Consider the following 21,540-nt stretch of genomic DNA (forward strand, 5'->3'; position numbering starts at 1 on the left):
CGCGGATAAAACCCAAAAATCCGCGGATAAAATCCAATTACGTGTAATGATAGATTCTAGGATATTTCAAAAATCGATTCCTACAAAGGAAAGGCGGGGACATATGGAGAATAAGATGGAAAAGGGATTAAAGCGGGAGTTAAAAACAAAGCAACTTACGATGATTGCGATGGGGTGTGCCATCGGGACCGGGCTATTCCTCGGAAGTGGTCTTGCGATTAGTACGGCAGGACCTGGTGTACTAATTAGTTATGCAGTGGGAGCGTTTATTGTTCTACTGCTAATGGGCTGTTTAGCGGAAATGACCGTTGCGCACCCATCCTCAGGTTCATTCGGACTGATTGCCGAAAAATACATTCATCCGATGGCAGGTTATCTTGTCCGCTACTCGTATTGGATTGCCAATGTACTCGCGGTCGGCGTTGAGGTCAGCGCGATTGCTGTCTATATGAAATACTGGTTCCCAACTGTTCCGGGAATTGTCTGGATTTTGCTGTTTGGAGCCGTACTTATTTATGTAAACGCCACCAGTGTAAACACCTTTGCCACCTTTGAATACTGGTTTTCAATGATTAAAATCAGTGCGATTATCGGCTTTATTTTACTAGGAGCCTATGTCTTATTTGGGTCCACCTCAGGCGCTGCCAAAATTGGTCCTGAAAATTTCACAAACGATGGGGGATTTCTTCCGTTTGGCTTTAAGGGTGTTTGGATTGCCATCTTCATTTCACTGTTCAGCTTTTTAGGAACTGAATTGATTGCTGTGACCGCTGGTGAGGCGAAGGATCCTGATGTTGCTGTGCCAAAAGCCTTGAAGGCAACCGTTTTCCGCCTTTCTACTTTTTACGTCTTAACGCTTGCTATCATGTTGATGATAGTTCCATGGAAAAATGCTGGTATCGATAAGAGCCCATTTGTAAAAGTAATGGAAATTTTGAACATCCCAGGTGCATCCGGAATTATGAATTTTATTATTTTAACCGCCGCTTTATCGGCAATGAACAGTCAATTGTATGCATCGACGAGAATGGTGTTTTCCTTATCGCAGTCGAAGTTTGCCCCGGCCGTTTTTGGAAAGGTCAATAAAAGAGGAGTGCCATCATCTGCTCTTGCAATATCAGCAGTTGGGATTATAGTGGCAGCAGTTGTCAGTGCCTTGTTCCCGGAAACTTCGTACGCCTTTATGATGGGAATTTCGATGTTTGGTGCAATTTTTACCTGGTTAATGGTATTTATCTCGCATTTGTTTTTTCGAAAAATGTGGGAAAAATCAGGCGGACGCAAGCTGCCGGTGAGAATGATCGGGTTTCCTTATTTGACCATTCTTGGGGCGGCTCTGTTAGTGAGTTTAATGATTACGACGTGGTTTACGCCTTTTAAAATTTTGCTTCAGTTCGGCATCCCATGGCTGGTGTTTTTAACGGTTGTGTATTTCTTTTTTCATAAAAAAAGGGTGGAGGCAGCTGCCCAACAGGATATTGTGATAGAGGATTAAATAGGAGGTCTTAAAAATGGAAAACACAGAGAATAAGAACTTAGAAAAAGGCATTCAATTAGACTTTAAAAAGGATATGTCTTATGGCGATTATCTCCACCTTGATAAAATTTTATCGAGCCAGCATCGGCTTTCGGATCACCATGATGAAATGCTGTTTATTGTTATTCATCAGACAAGTGAGCTGTGGATGAAGCTGATTTTGCATGAAATGAATGCAGCGATTGCGTGTATCCGTCAAAATGATTTGGAGCCATCGTTTAAAATGTTGTCGCGGGTATCGCGGATTCAACAGCAATTGATTCAGTCGTGGAGTGTTCTTTCGACGTTGACTCCGTCTGAGTATATGCAATTCCGCGATAAATTGGGTCATTCTTCTGGATTCCAATCCTATCAGAATCGTTTGATTGAGTTTGCGCTTGGAAACAAGAATGCTCGTACTCTTGCTGTCTATCAGCATCAGCCGGAGCTGTATCCGGTGATGGTGGAGGCTCTAAACGAGCCGAGTATTTATGATGCCGCGATTTCGGCGCTTGTGGCACACGGGTTATCGGTTGATGAAGAAGCCCTGAATCGGGATTGGTCACAAAATTATGAGCCAAATGCGAGTGTCGAGGCTGCGTGGCTGACTGTGTACCGCAATCCGGATCAATATTGGGATTTATATGAGCTGGCGGAGAAATTAGTGGATATCGGTAACCAGCAGCAGCTATGGCGATTTAATCATATGACGACGGTGGAAAGAATTATCGGGAACAAAATGGGAACGGGCGGTTCGTCTGGGGTAACGTATTTAAAAAGAGTACTCGATCAGCAGTTTTTCCCTGAGTTGTTGAGTTTACGGACGAAGTTGTAGGATGTAAGAGGCGGTCTTCCTGGTGATGGGAGGACCGCTTTGCGTGATATTTGCGTTTCGGGTCTAAACAAGAATTTTTTTCGACAACAAATAAAGGAGGACATCTCACATGAATCCTTGGATTGATATTTCACAACCGCTTAATAACCAGATTGCAGTCTGGCCGGGAGATACCCCATTTACATACAAAGTCAATTGGAGCAAAGAAGAAAGCGGCTCAGTTAATGTTGGGCAAATTACGATGAGTACCCACACCGGTACCCATATCGATGCTCCGTTTCATTTTGATAACGAGGGGAAAAAGGTCATTGATCTTGATGTAAATCTATACATCGGCCCTGCAAGGGTGATTCATCTGCCAAAACCAACATCAATCGGAATAAAAGAATTATCCGATTATGAACTTGACGGGGTTACTCGTCTGCTAATCCGAACAGATTCCTGTGAGGACCGGTACCAGTTCCCAAGCGCGATTCCAGAGATTGAACCCGAATTAGCCGCCTATTTAGCTGGCTTCGGCGTCCGTCTCCTTGGGCTCGACCTTCCATCCGTCGACCCAATCGACAGCAAAGAACTAACCGCCCACCACGAACTAACCAGGCACGGAATCCATATCCTCGAAGGACTGGTCCTGGAACAAATCGAACCGGGTGAATATGAGATAGCCGCACTCCCACTCCCATTAATAGAAGCCGATGGAAGCCCAGTCCGCGCCATCTTGCGGAAAATCTAAAATCGACAAAATTCGGGTGGTGACAGGCACTACCCGAATTTTGTCGAATTCCTATTAATCTTCAAGTTGAAAATCATGGCTGAAATGAATTTTTCCATTTTCATCTCGTATTTCTACTGTGGCCTTGTTCGTTGCCGGGTCGACTTTGAACACGCCAAAGTTGAAGAAGTTGCCTTCTTGGTACATGCTTTCCGGGCCGAAGGTTGGGTCCAGTGTACCAGGATTGATTTTTACCGCGCCGATTGGACCGCTGATAAGCTCGTGATAATCGGTTTTGCTGTCATGATTGGCATCATATTTAATCACTTGAGCAAAATGGACATCCGTCGTAACAAAGAATACATTCTTAATTCTTTTTTCCACAATAAAATCAGAGATTTTTTTGAACTCATTCTCATATCCGGTCGGATCATTTGGGTTTACTTGATTGCCATTTGCCCAACCATCCCTGGCATTTGCCTTTCCAGTTGGAACAGAGATTGGCACAGAAGTAGCAACCAGTTTAATTTTGGCATCCGATTCAAGAAGCTGCTTCTTCAGCCACTCTAACTGTTCCTCGCCAAGCATCGTTTTATCCGCACCATCTGCCTGGGTATTTGGATCACGGTAACCGCGGTTGTTCAAAATCATCATATCGAGGGTATTGCCCCAAGAATAGGTGTGATAAAGCTTGTCTGCTGCACTGCGTTCATTCGAAATCGGCCAATAATCTTCAAATGCCCGAAGGCCAGTCGGTGTCAATGGCTGAGATGGTCCCGAAAAATCGTTGGTCACTTCATGATCATCCCAAATCGAGAAGGTAGCCGTTTTTTGCAGCAAGCTACGTAATCCAGCGTCTGTACGGTTCTCCTTATATTTTGCCCAGAAATCCTGTACCGATTGAGATGGGGGATTTGGCACAGCCGGTGTCTTATTATCGGCATAAATCGTGTCACCGCTGAACAGGAAGAAGTCCGGATTTAAAGCGGACATCGCCTTAAAGGAGTTATATGGCGGAATTTCTCCTTGTCCGCCCGTATCGCCTCCCCAGACCATGGTCAATGGCTTTAAGCTGTTCGCGGCCGGTGCTGTTTTGAATGAGCCATTTACGGTATAGCTGCTGGAAACAGCATGGGCACGGTAAAAATACGTCGTATCCGGCTTCAAGCCATCCATTTTAGCCTTTACTGCATAATCATCTTCTGCCTCAGCATGAACGGTCTTTACCATAGAGGGCTTTTTAAAACTGTTATCCGTAGATATCTCAAATTGAACATTCGCTGCACCATTCGTACGAGCCCAAAGAATCGCTGATGAATCGGTGACATCTCCGCTTGCAACGCCATGTGAAATAAATGGCTTATCAACCAATTCAACCATTTTATCAGGATTATTGGTAAACTCGCCGTCTACTCCGAGTGAAAGAAGTGATGCTAAATCATCCTGGGAATTAACCGTCCATGGATGCACAAGCAGTTGATTTTGGTGTGCAGCCTCCATGAATTTTGGAACAACGAGTTCCTTACTTGGACCAACACCAGCGGCGTAATCAGAAACTCGTTTGAATTCCTGATAAACATCTTTACCCTTCAGCATCGCCCCCGAATATAGCTGAATCAGCTTTACATTTGGCGCCAATGTTTTCAACTTGCGCAGGCTGTCCTCACTGAATGATTCTAGAAAAAGATTCTTGCTATCTAGCACCTTGTTTTTTTGTAAGATTTCAATCAATTTTTCTTCCATTCCCGGATAAACATCTGGTGCTTTTGTTTCCATATAGAGGCCGACTTTTCCATTCCCATGCTTTTTCACAAATTGAATCGCTTCGTCAAGAGTAGGGACACGCTGCCCAATATATTCTTTCTTCGCTAGATCTGGATGAGCAGCATTAAACCATGAACCGGCATCAAGGCGTTTAATCTCATCCAGGGTAAAATCCTTCACACGCCAAGGTGCACGGTCCGGGTACAATTCCTTTGCATTGGTCGTTCTCGCCAATGTTTCATCATGCATGGCGATCAATTGACCGTCCTTGGTCATTTGTAAATCAAATTCCACGTAATCAGCTTTCATTTTGATCGCCTGTTTATAGGCAGCCAGTGTGTGTTCCGGCCCGTACGCAGAGGCTCCCCGATGGGCAATAACCGCTACATCAGAGGTGATTGGCTGTAAAGTAGATTGTCCATTATCGGTCGCAACACTTTGATGTGGAGCTGCTAGAACTGCCCATGGAGCAGCTGAGGATAATGATAAAGAAAGACAAGCAATTCCCGCTACTAAACTCTTTTTCACTTTTCATTCATCTCCTATAAGTTATGTACTCGTACTTAACTTATAGGAGAATTGTAAAGTGGCTTTTAATAGAATATAAATGTTTGGTAAATTTAGAAGAAATAGTAAGTATTACTTATATAAATAGATGTAAAAGATGCATTTTTAATGAAAAATACCTATTCGACAAAAAAACGGGTGGTGACAGGCATCACCCGTTTTTTGTCGATGACATGTTTATTAAGATAATAGGCTTTAAAAAGGAATTGGGGCGACATTAACCAAATCTTACTCTATCAGAGCTTTCGTGAAAGCAAAAGACCTTCCCGAAAATGGCAGGCTAATAGAATTTGCAGGTAGTCCTCCGGGTTGTGCAACTCGAGCCCGAGCAGTTCTTCGATTTTTTTAATGCGGTTATATAGTGTGTTTTTATGAATATGAAGTGCTTCAGCCGATTCAATCATCGACTTATTGCATTTTACATAGGTCATGAGTGTTTTCTCCAGATCATTATTCCTTGCTTTTTCCGTCCGAAGCGGTGCTAATATTTCTTCGGCAAAGCGCTCAATTTCCGGAGAAGATCCTGTCGGAAATAACCGATTGATTCCCATTTTCTTATAATCCATCATCCCTGTTTGCTTTCGACTGATCAAATAAGCCAGGGATTTATTTGCTTCCTCATGGCATTTTACTATCGATTGGATTCCTTCGTGCGGTGTACTTAGGCCGGCATGAAGCGGCATTTCCTCGCGATCACTCCACCTGACTAACAAGGAATGAAGCGAATGGACCCATTCGTTTATTTCGTGTGTGTGCTGTGTCGAGAAAAGAATCGTCACTTTATTATGAAATCCAAAAATCAAGGTTCCTTGGCTTGCAATCCGCCGCTTTAATTGGGAAATTAAGCGGTGAATCATCGCTTCTAATGTTTGTAAATCCTGATAAGCGGCCACCTCAACTAATATGACAGAAAAATGGGATTGAGAATTCAAACCTAATAATTCGCCTATTTCCTCTAAGGCTGATGGGTCTTTATATTGCAGCAATTCATTAAATAATTCCTGCGTTTTTTTGTAGTATACCTCTGCCTGGGTTTTTCGTTTCGTTAATTCCAATGCTAGAACAGAACTGGCCTGCTCAATCGTCATTTTATCCTGCGGGGAAATCGGCTCCCGTAGCGGGACGAAAAAACAGCCAAGTGAAACACGATCCGAGTGGATCGGATACACATAGTACTCAATTTCGCTCCCATCCACAATCTTCATTGAAAAAGGCCATCTTCTTGTTCTCAGAATTTTTGAGAATTCATCATTACTTAAATAGGGGGAAAGAATGTTCTTTTTTGGAAAAAGCTCCATATCAAGATGATCGAAAAAGAAGAGTTCGCTGTTCATCATGCGGTTCACTTCTAGAATGATGGATTCGACACTCTTATTTTGCAAGGAAAGCTGTGTTAATGTTTCATGAATTTCCGCCCGTCTTAAAAGCAATTTATTTTTTTCCTCTAATTCGTGTGTTAAATCTGTGATTTCCGCCAATCGGGCATTCTTTTCTTGAAAAAGCTTGGCATTTTGAATCGCAATCGCTGCTTGGGCGGCAAAGCCTTGTAATAAGCTGAAATCACGCTCTCTCAATTTTCCCTCTGTATTAAATTGTTGAATCGCCATGACTCCAATGGCTTTATTCTCCAAGATCAGCGGAATCGCAATCATCGATTTTATTTTCAAAAAATCAATCGATTTTTGAAAAAGTGTTAAATTTCCCTTCGTGATCGTTTTCATCTCTTCGAACACTTCAGAGGGTGATTCATACATCACAGGGGTTCTGTCCTGAAAGACTTTTCCGGTAATTGATTCCCCGCTTTTTATTTTTACAGCCTGAAGTTTTTCGTTGTATCCGACAGCTGCCCGCGGGATTAATTCATCTGTTTTTTCATCATATAGCTGCAGGTATCCTTTATCTGCTGCCGGAATGACGCCTAGTGCTTGCGTAATGATTTTATTTAACACCTCTTCAAGCTCCAGTGAGGATGTAATCGTCAGACTGCTTTCAATCATACTAGCAAGTTCCGCTCTTTTCTCCCGTAACGTATTTTCCGTCTCAAGAAAAGAAAACATCACATGCAATTGTTCGAGTTCTTTCTCTGAAAGGTTCACGTTAGGGCTGGAAAGCGTGAGAAGGACCTGATTGTGCTCTGAGTAGTAAAAAGAAACTGCTGTTTGGTTTCCATCAAATTGAATCGTGATGTTGTCTGTTGCTGGAGCAGGCAGCATCATTAAGTTATTGGTCATTGTTTCATTATTTGTATATACCAATTGAGGTGATTGCTTTCTGTTTTCAAAAAAATAAATTTGAAAAGGGATTGGATTGAATTTTTTACAAAGAAAGGTGTAAAGATGTTGATTTTTCATGTAGAGGACCTCCCTATGGACTAGTATACAGTAAATGAGTAATTTTATTGTGCAATCGTACATTGATATAATTTTCAGATATTTTATACTTTTTAGTATAGTAGAAAAACATACACAGTAATTTTTTTTATATAGGAGGTCAATGAAATGAACAAGCTTTATGAATTATTGGATCAGGCATACGAAGAAATGGTAAAAATTCGCCGTTATTTACATCAACATCCTGAGCTTTCCTTTCAGGAAGAGAATACAGTCAAATATATTGCCGAGTATCATCGGAATTTGGGACATGAAGTCCGGACGGGTGTAGGCGGAAATGGTGTTGTTGCTACATTGCATGGCGGTAAACCTGGACAGACAGTAGCCTTACGTGCTGATTTTGATGCATTGCCAATTCAGGAGGAGACCGATGTTCCGTACAAGTCGCAAGTGCCAGGTGTCATGCATGCATGCGGACATGACAGTCATACAGCAACCCTTCTCGGACTCGCTAAAGTGTTAAACCGCATGAAGGATGATATCGAAGGAAATGTCGTCTTTATCCATCAGCACGCAGAGGAACTTCTTCCAGGCGGGGCGATTGCGATGATCGAAGATGGCTGTTTAGAGGGTGTCGATGTCATTTTCGGTCAGCATATTTGGTCCCCAACTCCTGTTGGGACGATTGAGTACCGGATTGGCCCGATGATGGCGGCAGCAGACTTTTTTAAGGTAAAAATTCAAGGCAGCGGCGGACATGGATCCCAGCCGCATTTAACAAAAGATAGTGTTGTGATTGGAGCGCAGCTTGTTGGTAACATCCAGCAGATTATTTCACGCCGAGTAGACCCGCTCGATTCAGCCGTGATTTCGATTGGTTCCTTTGAAGCGAAAAATGCCTCGAATGTCATTGCCGATACCGCTTTTCTTCAGGGGACAGTCAGAACCTTTAAGGAAAGTACACGAGAATTTATTGTAGAAGAAATTGAAAGGATTATAAAAGGGACATGTCTTGCTGCTGATTGCACGTATAGCTATGAATATCAAAAAGGCTATCCCGCTGTTGTAAACCCTAAGGAAGAAATGGAGTTTGTCGCAGAACTTGCGAAATCAGTTCCTGGCGTTACCTCTGTTAGGGAGTGTGAACCTCAAATGGGCGGTGAAGATTTTGCTTACTATTTACAGCATGTGAAAGGGGCATTTTTCTTTACAGGAGGCCAGAGCCCGGAATGGACTGAAACCTACCCACACCATCATCCGAAATTTAACATTGACGAAAAGGGTATGTTACTTGCAGCGAAGGTTTTAGGATCGGCTACATTAACGTATTTAGAAAATCATAAAAAATAAATTGGCTTTGGCGCTTGATCCTCGAAGGGTCAAGTTCCTGCCGAAAATAAAAAAAGAAAGAAGGGATTCTCATGTCTCAGATGCTTGCACTTGTAATCGTTGTTCTTATTTTATTTATTGGAGACGTTGTGGCGGTTAAAACCAAAGCTTGGATTCCTTCTGTATTTATCAGTGCGGTTTTATTCCTGATTGGGTATTGGACGTTTTTTCCGAAAAATATCGTAGAGCTAGCGGGCGTGCCGCCGGTTGTAGCAACGATGATGATCTACTTATTGATCACCAATATGGGTACTTTACTTTCTTTAGAGGAATTAAAGAAACAATGGAGAACGATTATCATTTCACTTGCCGGAATTGCTGGAATTATTGCGTTACTATTTGGAATTGGAACCTTTATTTTTGGCTTTAAAACCATCGTTGTGGCGATTCCGCCGTTAGTCGGCGGCTTGGTATCGGCCTTGATTATGTCGGAAGGGGCAAAGGAAGCAGGGCTTACAACGTTATCCGTCTTTGCCATCGTCATTTATGTCATGCAAGGATTTGCCGGTTATCCGCTTACCTCGATTGTATTGAAAAAAGAAGGCAGAAATCTTCTTCAGAAATATCGCAGTGGTCAATTGGGAATGGCTCAAGCAAGCGAGGAGGTTGCTGCAACTGTCGTCGCGGAACCAAAGGAACTTAAATTATTTAAAAATTTACCAGATAAATATAATACGGATTATTTCAAATTTTTACGACTTGCGTTTGTCGGCTTCTTAGCCTTCATCGTTTCCACTTTATTGAAGCCAGTCGTCGACATTAGTCCATTTGTTTTATGTTTATTATTTGGTGTTATTGCACGCAGTGTCGGCTTTCTTGAAAGGCATGTATTGCAAAAAGCGAACGGTTTTGGAATCGCCATCATGGTTCTTATGCTGTTTGTGTTCGATCCGCTGCAAAGAGCAACACCAGGGATGATTATGGAAATTTTATATCCTTTGATCGGCTGTATTGTGTTAGGTGTCATCGGAATGTATATTTTCTCGTTCATTATCGGAAAAGCCCTTGGGGTCAGCAAACACATGGCCTTTGCCGTATCACTAACAGCACTATACGGATTCCCATCCGACTACATCATCACAAACGAAGTCATCAAATCCCTAACCAAAGACGAAAAAGAACAAGAAGTATTGACCAGCCACATGTTGCCACCAATGCTCGTCGGCGGATTCATCTCCGTCACCATCGTCTCCGTCATATTAGCTGGAATATTTGTAGGATTTTTATAATATAGGTTCGACAAAAACCGGGTGGTGCCTGTCACCACCCGAATTTTGTCGAATTCTTTTTTTAGTTTTCAAGTCATTGTATCGTTGTATATTAAAGAATGTGATTGGATTTTTATACACCTCTTTTTTAAGCGGAAATGTTTTAGTGCTTGTCTAAGTGGGCAGTATTTCTATACTTCGGTCACTTTGTCAAAACTTGTAATATAATATTCTTTGAATATGTAAACGTTTTCAATTATAATAAGGATAGGTGGATGGCGCGCGTGGCCATCATGGTATTGAGCGTAGGGTGGGGCCGATACTTATCAAGATTGATTACTAGGTATGTAGTGACAGCAAAACGAACATTCTAATTGTCAAAAATTTATAACGAAAATCCAGCGAAGGAAAAAGAAAGGGGTAAAAAAACGTGGAGAAACATAAAAACTTGTTTGATCTTTTTGTACATGAAGACCGATTTGAACTTCATTCCTATTTAACTTATTTGTTCACCCAACTCTGTGATCACCTTCCAGACCATGTCGAAGAAAAATTGGCGAACCAATAAAATATGGATAAAATTATGAATAATACAAAACCATAAAGGCGGTCATTTTATTTCATTGAAAATAAAATGACCGTTTTTTTGTGGTTTTTAGGGACTGGCACACCCGGATGCTTTTGAAAAAGGATGGTGCCTGTCACCACCCGGATTTTGTCGAATAATATCCCTTAATTTACATAATTTACTGAGTAGTCAGAGTTTGTTAGAATAATATTATACGTAGATAATAAATCAGTATGCAGCAGGACAGGAGGTTCCATGGGATTACTTGTAAATGATATCTTACAGTTAGAGATTATGAAGGACGCTATAGTTGTTGCCGGGGAACATTTGGTACAGGAAAAAGAGGTTCAATGGGTTTCTGCTATGGAAATGCCGGTGGAGAGTTTTGTACGAAAGAATGAATTTGTATTAACTACTGCAATTGGCTGCGGTCAAAACGTGAAGGAATTTGAAAAGTTTGTACAAGATGTGATCAATTCCGAGGCTTCCGCACTGGCAGTAGCTTTAGGACGCCATATTTTTGAGATTCCAAATGAAGTAATTGAAAAAGCGCATCAGAATCATTTAATTCTGATTGAACTGCCGTGGGAATTGCGCTTTTCTGATATCATTGAGGAAGTCATGCTTCAATTAAATGATGTCAATTATAAGGAAAGCAGAAGATCCGAAAAAGTTCAGCAGGAGCTTTTGAATTTAATATTAACCGAGACCGGCCTTACTTGTATTTCGAATTATTTGTATGGGTGTATTGAGTACCCGATTGTGATAACAGACCAAATTGGGACCATCCAGGCTCAAAGTAAAGATGCCCCCAATTTTCTCGAATATTGGCGAGGCTATGCTGTAAAAGGGGTCCTTCCTCAGCGGAAGCCCACGCTAAGATCGTCACATGATCCAATGATTCAAAAAATCCAATCCATTTATATCGAAGAATATTGTATCTTACAGCTCCCCGTCATTCAGGTCTCAGGAAATACCCCGGGCTATTTATTCGTCATCTTGCCGTCTGAAGTATTGCTAGATCAGTTTTTAACTCCGTATATTGTCAATGTATTAGAGCATGCTGTCACAACCGTCGCTTTGTGGTTTTCAAGAAAAAATGCCGTTGAAGAGGCAAAATCCATTCTTCACGATTCTTTTGTCAAAGAATTGACGAGTGGAGAATTTACTTCTTGGGATTCAGCAAATTCCAAAGCTGAAATTGTCGGCTATAACTTGAATCTTCCCTATATTTGTTTGATTGGCGCGCCGGAAAATTTAAAAAAGCTTTTTCAGAAAAATAATTGGGATGAAATGGCTTATCAGCAGTGGGTTGAAAGCATGATTCATTATATAAAAGAAGAAATTTATTATGCTGCCCAGTCTTTGAATAAAGAAGTGATGATCACCTATCAGCAAGATAAGCTAATCGTGATGATTGAAATTTCTTTAGAAAACAAAAAAGAAAGCGTAACCAATTTTTTAGATCTTGTTGAACGCCGCCTGCGCAGTTTACTTCCAAAAGTGGTGATTTCTTGGGGGATTGGCAATTACAATGAAGGGGCTTTAGGTTTTAAGGAAAGCTATCAAAATGCGCTGACCGCCCTAAATATCAGCAGGAATAAAAAAGGAATCGGAAACCGGGTGATGTATGAAAACACAAGGATTGACCGAATCCTTCTCAACCTCTTTCAAAACCAAGAAATGAAAGAAATCATTACAGCCACAATTGAACCGCTCGTTGAATATAACAAACAGCGAAATCTTGATTTAATTGATACCATCAGTACCTATAATCATTATCAGGGGAATGTAAGTAAGACTGCGAAAGCATTATTTTTGCATCGGCAATCCTTACTTTACCGTTTACGAAAAATCGAAGAGTTAACTGGGCTGTCACTTGTGGACCCGGATGATTTGTTTTTATTAGATTTGAGCATAAAAACTTGGAAAATGGGGCAATAAATTTCACGGATCATTTTATAAAAAGCTGGCAAATGAAATGGAAGTCATTTTACTTGCCGGCTTTTTTATTCAAAGTGTATGAAAAATCCACCAAATTTATCGACAGTTTTGACAATTGATATCCCATTAACAAAAACTTAGGATTAGAGTAAAAAGCACGGAGGATGGTTCTATGACGGCTATTAAAGGGATAAAAGAATTAATGAAAATTCGGGACGTATGGGAAGCAAGACAACGAATTAGCCCGCTCATCAAACGAACACCGGTCATTCAGTCGTCCATTTTATCAGAAAAAATTGGCCGCAATGTGTATTTAAAGCTCGAAAACGTTCATGAAGTTGGAGCCTTTAAAGTAAGAGGAGCAGCCAATAAGATCCTAAGCTTAAGTGAGGAAGAAAGAAAACGAGGAGTGGCAACGTACTCAACCGGAAATCATGGCATGGCGGTGGCTTATGTAGCGAAAAAGCTTGGCATTAATGCGGTTGTTTGTATTTCCAATCGGGTGCCAATGGCAAAAGTCGACTCCTTAAAAAGGCTTGGTGCCCATATTGAAATTGTCGGTGACAGCCAGGATGCCGCAGGTGTGCGCTGTTATGAGCTTGAAAAGGAGAAGGGATTAACGGTTATTGAGCCATTTGATGACCCATATGTGATTGCCGGTCAAGGAACGATTGGGCTGGAATTATTGGAGGATCTCCCCAATCTAACTGATGTAATTGTTCCGCTTTCGGGCGGAGGGCTGCTATCTGGAATCGGTTTAGCAGTGAAAGCTAATGATCCAGGCATCCGTGTAACAGGTGTTTCAATGGAAGAGTCTGCGGTGATGTATGAGAGTTTGAAAGTGGGGAAGCCCATCCTGCTTCCGGAAAGTGAAACGCTCGCTGATAGTCTTCTAGGAGGAATAGGGCTCGAAAATCAATATACGTTCCCGATGGTTAGGCAATATATGGATGAGGTTGTTCTGATTCCTGAAGAGGAAATAGCCTATAGTATGGCTTTTATGATGGACAAACACCGGATGATGATGGAAGGTGCTGCGGCAACAGGAATCGCAGCTGTTTTAGGTAATAAAATCCCTCACCAAGAAGGGGATGTTGCCGTTATTATTAGCGGTCAGAATGTTGATCTTTCTGTGATCCATTCGGTCATTGAAAAGTATCTTTCATTACACAAGTGATATCGTCACTTGTGTTTTTTTGAAAGAAGGTTGTTTTTTTCAATTCGCTGATAAAATAGTTTGATTCGCTGATAAGGAACCAAGAATCGCTGATAAACTGGTCAGAAACGCTGATAAATCCCGGAAATTAGCAGATAAAGTTAATCTTCACTTACCTTTTTGCTAATTTTGACTATAAACTAGCAAAATCTTTCATACAGAATGACAGATGAAAAAGCTTTTAACAGTTTTATATAATACAAACAAATAGAAATATTCAAAAAACAACATAACGATACAGGAGTGAACAAGATTTATGTCATTCTCAATAACAGAATATAAAGAACGTATCCGCAAAACAAAAGAACGAATGGCTGAAAAAGGGATTGAGGTTCTCTTAATCACCGACCCAGCTAATCTAAACTATCTTTCCGGTTATGACGGATGGTCGTTTTACGTACACCAGATGCTTGTCGTCATTATTGATGAAGAACAGCCAAAATGGATTGGCCGAGGACAGGATGCTAACGGAGCAAAAGTAACGACATGGCTCTCACATGAAAATATCATTTCTTACCCAGATGATTATGTTCATTCCGATCTCAAGCACCCGATGGATTTTGTTGCCGATCGATTAAAAGAGTTTGGTAAAGCCAATTGCTCCATTGGCGTAGAAATGGAAAATTACTACTTCACAGCCAAATGCTATCAGCAGTTAACAAAGGGGCTTCCAAATGCCGCTTTCCAAGATGCAACCCTACTCGTCAACTGGGTCCGTTTAATCAAGTCGGATGCAGAAATTGAATATATGAAACGTGCAGCCAAAATTGTTGAAAAAGCAATGCAGGCAGGAATTGATTTAATTGAAGAAGGCGTAAGGGAATGCGATGTAGCTGCGAAGATTTTTTACAACCAGATTACCGGTACCGAAGAATTTGGCGGCGATTATCCATCAATTGTTCCATTATTGCCATCCGGAGAAAAAACTTCGACACCACACTTAACCTGGACAGATGACCGCTATAAAGACGGGGATGCTGTTATTGTTGAAATAGCGGGCTGCTATAAAAGATATCATTCACCGCTAGCCAGAACAGTTCAAATTGGAAGACCTACGGATGAAATGAAAACCCTTTCAAGTGTTGCAGTTGAAGGCATTAACGCCTGCTTGGATATGATTCGTCCGGGTATCGCGGCTGAAGAAATTGAAGAAACCTGGAGAAAAACAATTGAGAAAAGCGGATTTGTGAAGGAATCACGCCTCGGCTATTCAATGGGCTTGAATTACCCGCCAGATTGGGGCGAGCACACCATGAGCATCCGAAAAGGAGATAAGACGATTTTACAGCCTAATATGACCTTCCATCTCATTCCAGGATTGTGGCTTGACAAATACGGCTTTGAAGCGAGCGAGTCCGTTCGAATTACGGAAACCGGCTGTGAAACCTTTGCGAAACTTCCTAGAGACTTAACATTAAAGGGACATCAGCTTTTAAAGTAAACCTTAAATGGGGGTGAATCATACGATGCGAATCTTCACAGAGCAGGAACTAAAGCAATTTGTTTCATTAAATTCTGAAGCAGTAAAAGTGGTTGAAGATGCTTTTACCAGCTTATCGCAAAAGCAAGTTTCCATGCCGCCGATTATGAGAGTGGACATTGACGATCAAAACGGTGAAGTCGATGTAAAGACGGCTTATATCAAGGAAAAAGAAATGTTTGCAATCAAAATCTCTTCCGGCTTTTTCAATAATCATCTCCTTGGGCTGCCAAGTGGCAATGGAATGATGATCCTGATTAACACGCAAACGGGGGTTCCGGAAGCTGTCTTACTCGACAACGGCTACTTAACCGATGTCCGCACCGCGGCAGCGGGAGCGGTTGCAGCCTCTTATCTTGCCAAAAATACGATTGAAACGGTCGGAATCATTGGAGCAGGCAGTCAGGCAAAATATCAGCTGCGGGCACTGAATATTGTGAGGAAGTTTCAAAAGGTCCTCGTGTACGCCCGGTCAGCGGAACGCGCTCAGAAATACGCGGAAAAAATGACCGCTGAATTAGGAATTGAAGTGGTAGCCGTAGACAGCGCTGAAACGGTAGTCCGGAACAGTGACCTTGTGATTACCACAACCCCGGCAAAAGAGCCGATCATCAAAGCCGAGTGGCTGCATCCTGGTCTTCATATTACTGCCATGGGGTCAGATGCTGAACATAAGCAGGAATTAGAAGCGGAAGTATTGGCAAAAGCAGACATCCTCGTCTGTGATACAAAAGCCCAATGTGCCCGGTTAGGGGAACTGCATCATGCTCTTACAGCTGGTGTCCTCAAGGAGGAGTCGGAGGTTGTCGAATTAGGTGACCTGACATCCTTATGGGTGGCCGGACGTAAAAACGACGAACAAATTACTGTATGTGATCTAACAGGAACGGGTGTACAGGATACAGCCATTGCCCTGTTTGCTTATAAAGAAATGGTGAAAAGAAACAAAGGCATAACCATCGAAAACAATAAAATTTTACAAAAAAACTAATGAGGAGTGGTTTTAATGACGAACACAAACGCAAAAATGGGAACGAAAGCAGTATGGGCTGGAGAAAAAGATTACTTGGTGCACGGTGCGACACAAGTACCGGTTGTTTTAAGTGTAGCTTACGGCTATGACGATATGGATGAGTGGTATGATGTTGCAATTGGTAAAAAGAAAGGACATATTTATGGGCGTAATACGAACCCAACCGTTCAAGCTTTTGAAGATAAAATCAAAATCCTTGAAGGCGCAGAAGCAGCAACAAGCTTTTCAACAGGAATGGCTGCAATCAGCAATACGCTTTCCACTTTCTTAGTACCTGGAGACAAGATTATTTCCATTAAAGATACTTACGGCGGTACGAACAAAATCTTTACAGAGTTCTTACCTCGTCAAAATGTAGAAGTAGTTTTATGTGAAACAGGAAACCATGAGCAAATCGAGCGTGAAGTAGCGAAAGGTGACGCCAAGATTCTATATTTGGAAACACCAACCAACCCAACTGTAAAAATTACGGATATTGAACGAATGGCAAAAGCAGGAAAAGATGCTGGAGCATTAGTGATTGTTGATAACACATTTGCAACTCCTATGAACCAAAATCCTTTAGCATTAGGTGCTGATTTAGTTATCCATAGTGCAACTAAATTTCTAGGCGGACACGCGGATGCATTAGGCGGCGTTGTTTGTGGATCCCATGAGTTGGTTGAAAAGATTTATCACTTCCGTGAAATTAATGGTGCGACAATGGACCCAATGGCAGCTTACCTTATCCTTCGCGGAATGAAAACGCTCCACTTGCGTGTGCGCACACAATGTGAGAATGCTATGAAACTAGCAAAATACCTACAAACAAAAGATCTTGTTGAAGGGGTTTATTATCCAGGTCTTGAAACTCATCCGCACCACGATGTTGCGAAAAAACAAATGAAGGACTTCGGTGGTATGCTTAGCTTTGCGGTTAAAGGCGGCGTTGATACGGTTCGCGATCTTCTTCCTAAATTACAGTATGCCAACCGTGCTGCGAACTTAGGTGCAGTAGAAACAACTGTTGGACCTGCTCGTACAACTAGCCACGTTGAGTGTACACCAGAAGAGCGTGCTGCAGTGGGAATTCCTGAAGGATTGATTCGTATTTCTTGCGGTATTGAAGATATTGAGGATATCATTTCTGACTTTGAACAAGCATTTGCCCATGTTGAAAATCTTTTAAAAGTAAAATAAGACTTCCAAATTAGTAGGAGGAATGAACGGATGGAAAATCATCCTACAGCAGTTCAAGCAAAAGCATTGAGCGAGCAGCTGATTGAATGGAGGCGCCATTTTCATCAACATCCCGAACTCAGTTTTCAAGAGTTCGGGACCTCCCAATTTGTTGCAGAAACATTAGAAAAGGTTAAGGGTTTACAAGTTGAAAGAGGGATTGGTGTCGAAACAAGTGTTGTCGCTACCTTAACATCAGGCGAAGGACCCGTGATTGCGATTCGTGCAGATATGGATGCCCTTCCGATTAAGGAAGAAAATACGTTTGATCATCATTCGAAAAATGAAGGTGTCATGCATGCATGTGGTCATGATGCCCATACCACCATCTTGCTTGGAGCGGCCCATCTTCTAGCAGAGAAATTTGAAAAAGAAGAACTGAAAGGGACCGTAAAATTTATTTTTCAACCAGCAGAAGAGGCAACAGACGAACATGGACTTTCCGGTTCACCGTACATGGTTCAGGCCGGAGCCTATGATGATGTCGATGCAGCGATTGCCCTTCATATGTGCCCATGGCTCCCAGTTGGAGCGGCCCAGGTGAATGATGGATACAGTATGGCCAATGTCGATGTGTTTACAGCGAAAATCTTTGCAAGCGGTGGTCACGGAGCTTATCCCGAGCTAGGAACGGATCCGGTTTGGATGCTGGGACTTGTGATGCAGGCTCTGCATGGTGTTGTAGCTCGCAGAATTCCAGCATTGGAAGCGGGTGTCATCAGTATTGGTCAGATCCATGCCGGAACGGCAAGCAATATCATTCCAAGTGAGGTTTTCATCTCTGGGACAATCCGCAGCTATACGCCTGAAGTACGGGACTTATTAAGTCTAGAACTGAAGAAGGCACTGTCGATTGTGGAACCAATGGGCGGAAGCTACACACTTGAAGTGGAAAGAGGGGAACCTGCCTTAAACAATGATCCTCATGTGAACGAGTTATTTTTAAAGTCGATGGAAGAAATGTATCCGGATTTGCAAATTGTTAAGCGTCCCTTTGGGATGGGCGGCGAAGATTTTGGCTATGTGACGCAAAAACTGCCAGGAGCTTTATTTTTCCTAGGAAGCGGGACAGAGGATGGGCTCAAGCGGGATTTGCATACACCAATCTTTGATCTTGACGAAAGCAGCTTGTCCATTGGCGCGTCGATTCTGACACAAACGGCTGTGAATTTTTTAAAAGAAAAATCCCAATCGTCAATCGGTAAAAAAACGGAGGTACAGGTACATGGCTCATAAATTAGCGTTTATCGGATTCGGTGTTGTTGGTCAGGGTTTAGCTGAAATATTGCTTGATAAAAAAGAAGAATTAGAGCAAAAAGAAGGATTCGAAGCAACGGTCGTGGCGATTTCCGACTTTATTAAAGGGTCGATCTATCACCCGAACGGTCTTGATTTAGATCTTGTTTTGAAAACCCTAAGAGAGACAGGAAGTTTGGAAAATTACCCTCAGACATCAGGTTTAATCACAGGCTGGGATAGTTTTCAAACGATCAAAGGTACAAACGCAGATACGGTTATTGAAGTTTCCTATACGGATGTCAAAACCGGTCAGCCGGCGATTGACCACTGCAAAGCAGCATTTGAAAGTGGAAAAAATGTCGTGATGACCAATAAAGGGCCCGTTGCCCTTGCTTATAAGGAATTATCTGAAATTGCTGAAAAGAATGGGGTTCATTGGGGCTTTGAAGGGACCGTAATGAGCGGTACCCCATCCTTAAGAATGCCAATTGAAACGCTGGCAGGAAATGAAATTAAGGAAATCCGCGGAATTTTGAATGGTACAACCAATTATATTTTGACAAAAATGGAGCAGGAAGGCGTTTCCTATGAATCGGCATTAAAAGAAGCACAGGAGCTTGGGTATGCGGAAGCGGATCCGACAAGTGATGTCGAAGGCTATGATGCAAGATATAAAGTTGTCATTCTAGCAAACTATATCATGGGTCTTCCATTAAAGGTAGAAGACGTTTCTTGTAAAGGAATCACCGAGATTTCGTTAAAGGACATTGAAGAAGCGAAGGCTGAAGGCAAACGATGGAAGCTGCTTGGGAAAGTGAAAAAGGAAAACGGCGAAGTGACAGCTTCGGTAGCACCGGAAAAGGTTGAGATTACCGATTCTTTAGCCTCCATTGGCGGTGCTGTCAATGCAATTACGTATGAATGTGATCTGCTTGGCCCTGTTACCTTGAGCGGAGCAGGAGCTGGTAAAAAAGAGACAGGATTTTCTTTGTTAATCGACTTGATTCATATTAACCGTGAGCGTAAACCGGTAGTCGTTTAATTATAAATAGAAAGGCGGGAAAGGGATGACAGTTCAAATCAGAGGACAGAAGATGTTGCTTGGCGGCCAATGGGTAGAGCGTGATCAAGTGATTGAAGTGCGCGACCCCCAGGATAATCGTTTGATTGATACCGTTCCAGCAGCAACGAAAGAAGATATGCTTGATTGTATTGAAGCGGCAAAAGAAGGGGCAAAAATCGCTTCCGCTATGCCTGTACATGAAAGAATAAGTGTCATCAATGCGGCTGCTGATTATATTGAAGAACATAAAGAGCGTTATGCTTCGATCATCAGTCATGAAGGAAGCAAAACGATTCGCGAAGCACAAAAAGAAGCCGCCCGCAGTATTCAAACATTAAGAATTAGTGCAGAAGAGGCAAGGAGATTAAATGGGGAAACGCTCTCCTTTGATCAAATGCCTGGCAGTGAAAATCGCGTTGGGTATTACTATCGCTTTCCAATTGGAATTATTGCCGCGATTACTCCTTTTAATGATCCGTTAAATCTTGTTGCCCACAAGGTTGGGCCGGCGATTGCGGCCGGCAATGCGATTATCGTAAAACCTGCAAGCGTGACACCGCTAAGTGCCCTATTGCTTGCAGAAGCCTTCTCCTCTGCAGGACTTCCTCCTAAAGTGCTATCTGTCATCACCGGACATGGCCGTGAGATTGGGGATATTCTTGTCACCCATCCAGCGATTCGGATGATTAGTTTTACAGGAGGACTGGAAGCGGGAGAAGACATCGTTCGGAAAGCCGGTTTGAAAAAGATTGGTATGGAGCTTGGTTCCAATTCCCCTGTTATTGTGCTCGAGGATGCAGATCTTGAGGATGCGGTTGAATCTTCCGTATCTGGTGCTTTTTGGGCAGCTGGTCAGAATTGTCTTGGTGTACAGCGTATTTATATCCAAGAGGGGATTATGGCAGCATTTCAACAAGCATTTGTTGGGCGAACAGAGCAATATCATGTTGGCGATAAACAATCTGTTCTTACCGACATGGGTCCGCTGATTACCGAAAAGGAAGCAATCCGTGTAGAAAAGATGGTGGAAGAAGCCATTGAAAAAGGTGCGGTTTTATTAACAGGCGGAAAACGAAACGGAGCCTTTTACGCCCCGACTGTTCTAACGAATGTTCCAGAAAACTGCAAAATTGCAAAAGAAGAAATATTTGGACCGGTCGTTCTTCTTTACCCAGTAGCGGATCTAGATGAGGCCATCCAAAAATCAAACAGCGTGGAGTATGGCTTGCAGGCGGGAATTTTTACAAAAAATATCGAAAAAGCTCATAAGGCCATTGCCCAATTGGATGTGGGCGGGATTATGATCAATGACAGCAGTGATTATCGAATTGATGCGATGCCGTTTGGCGGTGTGAAAAATTCTGGATTAGGCAGAGAAGGCATCAAGTTTGCTCTTCAAGAAATGACCGAACCAAAGGTCGTGTGCTTTAAATTATCGGAGCGGTAATTTTAAAAATG

16 protein-coding genes are annotated in these 21,540 nt (G+C 42.3%); 14 read left to right on the top strand and 2 right to left on the bottom strand.

The genetic code is table 11. The features are described 5' to 3' along the window. Positions 1-103: 103 nt before the first annotated feature. From ACFQZ9_RS14590 to kynB, 3 genes are all read left to right on the top strand, one after another. On the top strand, positions 104-1,495 hold the full coding sequence (locus ACFQZ9_RS14590; RefSeq protein WP_498944331.1) for an amino acid permease: 1,392 nt from the start codon (positions 104-106) through the stop codon (positions 1,493-1,495). A gap of 16 nt (positions 1,496-1,511) precedes the next feature. Continuing rightward, on the top strand, positions 1,512-2,351 hold the full coding sequence (kynA, locus tag ACFQZ9_RS14595) for a tryptophan 2,3-dioxygenase (protein WP_498944332.1): 840 nt from the start codon (positions 1,512-1,514) through the stop codon (positions 2,349-2,351). Between the two features lie 109 nt (positions 2,352-2,460). Continuing rightward, complete coding sequence (kynB, locus tag ACFQZ9_RS14600; protein WP_498944333.1) at positions 2,461-3,084, top strand: cyclase family protein; 624 nt, start codon at positions 2,461-2,463, stop codon at positions 3,082-3,084. Between the two features lie 54 nt (positions 3,085-3,138). On the opposite strand, the gene ACFQZ9_RS14605 is transcribed toward kynB, so the two are convergent. Together ACFQZ9_RS14605 and ACFQZ9_RS14610 are read right to left on the bottom strand one after the other, a co-directional pair. Beyond that, positions 3,139-5,355, bottom strand: a complete 2,217-nt coding sequence (locus ACFQZ9_RS14605) for a glycerophosphodiester phosphodiesterase family protein (RefSeq protein WP_498944334.1) — start codon at positions 5,353-5,355, stop codon at positions 3,139-3,141. 275 nt (positions 5,356-5,630) lie between these two features. Next, entirely contained in the window at positions 5,631-7,745 is a 2,115-nt protein-coding gene (locus tag ACFQZ9_RS14610; RefSeq protein WP_498944335.1) for a helix-turn-helix domain-containing protein, read from the bottom strand. A gap of 147 nt (positions 7,746-7,892) precedes the next feature. Here ACFQZ9_RS14610 and ACFQZ9_RS14615 point away from each other — a divergent pair, with 147 nt between their 5' ends. The 11 genes from ACFQZ9_RS14615 to ACFQZ9_RS14665 all read left to right on the top strand — a co-directional run bounded on the left by ACFQZ9_RS14615 (position 7,893) and on the right by ACFQZ9_RS14665 (position 21,529). Further along, positions 7,893-9,074: a M20 metallopeptidase family protein gene (locus ACFQZ9_RS14615; RefSeq protein WP_498944336.1), complete on the top strand. Its 1,182-nt coding sequence runs from the start codon at positions 7,893-7,895 to the stop codon at positions 9,072-9,074. 71 nt (positions 9,075-9,145) lie between these two features. Next, complete coding sequence (locus ACFQZ9_RS14620) at positions 9,146-10,342, top strand: hypothetical protein (protein ID WP_498944337.1); 1,197 nt, start codon at positions 9,146-9,148, stop codon at positions 10,340-10,342. Positions 10,343-10,751: 409 nt separating this feature from the next. After that, entirely contained in the window at positions 10,752-10,889 is a 138-nt protein-coding gene (locus tag ACFQZ9_RS14625; RefSeq protein ID WP_498944338.1) for a hypothetical protein, read from the top strand. A gap of 255 nt (positions 10,890-11,144) precedes the next feature. Then, positions 11,145-12,833, top strand: a complete 1,689-nt coding sequence (locus ACFQZ9_RS14630) for a PucR family transcriptional regulator (protein WP_498944339.1) — start codon at positions 11,145-11,147, stop codon at positions 12,831-12,833. A gap of 172 nt (positions 12,834-13,005) precedes the next feature. After that, a complete protein-coding gene (gene eutB / locus ACFQZ9_RS14635) occupies positions 13,006-14,010 on the top strand; it encodes a threonine/serine dehydratase (protein ID WP_498944340.1) in 1,005 nt (334 codons plus the stop codon). 295 nt (positions 14,011-14,305) lie between these two features. Continuing rightward, positions 14,306-15,490 (top strand): M24 family metallopeptidase, encoded by a 1,185-nt coding sequence (locus ACFQZ9_RS14640; protein ID WP_498944341.1) that lies wholly within the window; start codon positions 14,306-14,308, stop codon positions 15,488-15,490. A gap of 25 nt (positions 15,491-15,515) precedes the next feature. After that, positions 15,516-16,520, top strand: coding sequence for an ornithine cyclodeaminase family protein (locus ACFQZ9_RS14645; protein ID WP_498944342.1), 1,005 nt, complete (start codon positions 15,516-15,518; stop codon positions 16,518-16,520). A gap of 15 nt (positions 16,521-16,535) precedes the next feature. Next, entirely contained in the window at positions 16,536-17,741 is a 1,206-nt protein-coding gene (locus ACFQZ9_RS14650; RefSeq protein WP_498944343.1) for a cystathionine gamma-synthase family protein, read from the top strand. A gap of 30 nt (positions 17,742-17,771) precedes the next feature. Next, entirely contained in the window at positions 17,772-19,016 is a 1,245-nt protein-coding gene (locus tag ACFQZ9_RS14655; protein ID WP_498944344.1) for a M20 metallopeptidase family protein, read from the top strand. Beyond that, complete coding sequence (locus ACFQZ9_RS14660; RefSeq protein WP_498944345.1) at positions 19,006-20,061, top strand: homoserine dehydrogenase; 1,056 nt, start codon at positions 19,006-19,008, stop codon at positions 20,059-20,061. Before ACFQZ9_RS14655 ends, ACFQZ9_RS14660 begins: the two co-directional genes overlap by 11 nt. A 25-nt stretch (positions 20,062-20,086) precedes the next feature. After that, a complete protein-coding gene (locus tag ACFQZ9_RS14665) occupies positions 20,087-21,529 on the top strand; it encodes an aldehyde dehydrogenase family protein (RefSeq protein ID WP_498944346.1) in 1,443 nt (480 codons plus the stop codon). Positions 21,530-21,540 lie beyond the last annotated feature (11 nt).

The sequence above is a fragment of the Neobacillus sp. GCM10027624 genome (assembly GCF_042675345.1).
Lineage (GTDB): Bacteria > Bacillota > Bacilli > Bacillales > Cytobacillaceae > Neobacillus > Neobacillus cucumis_D.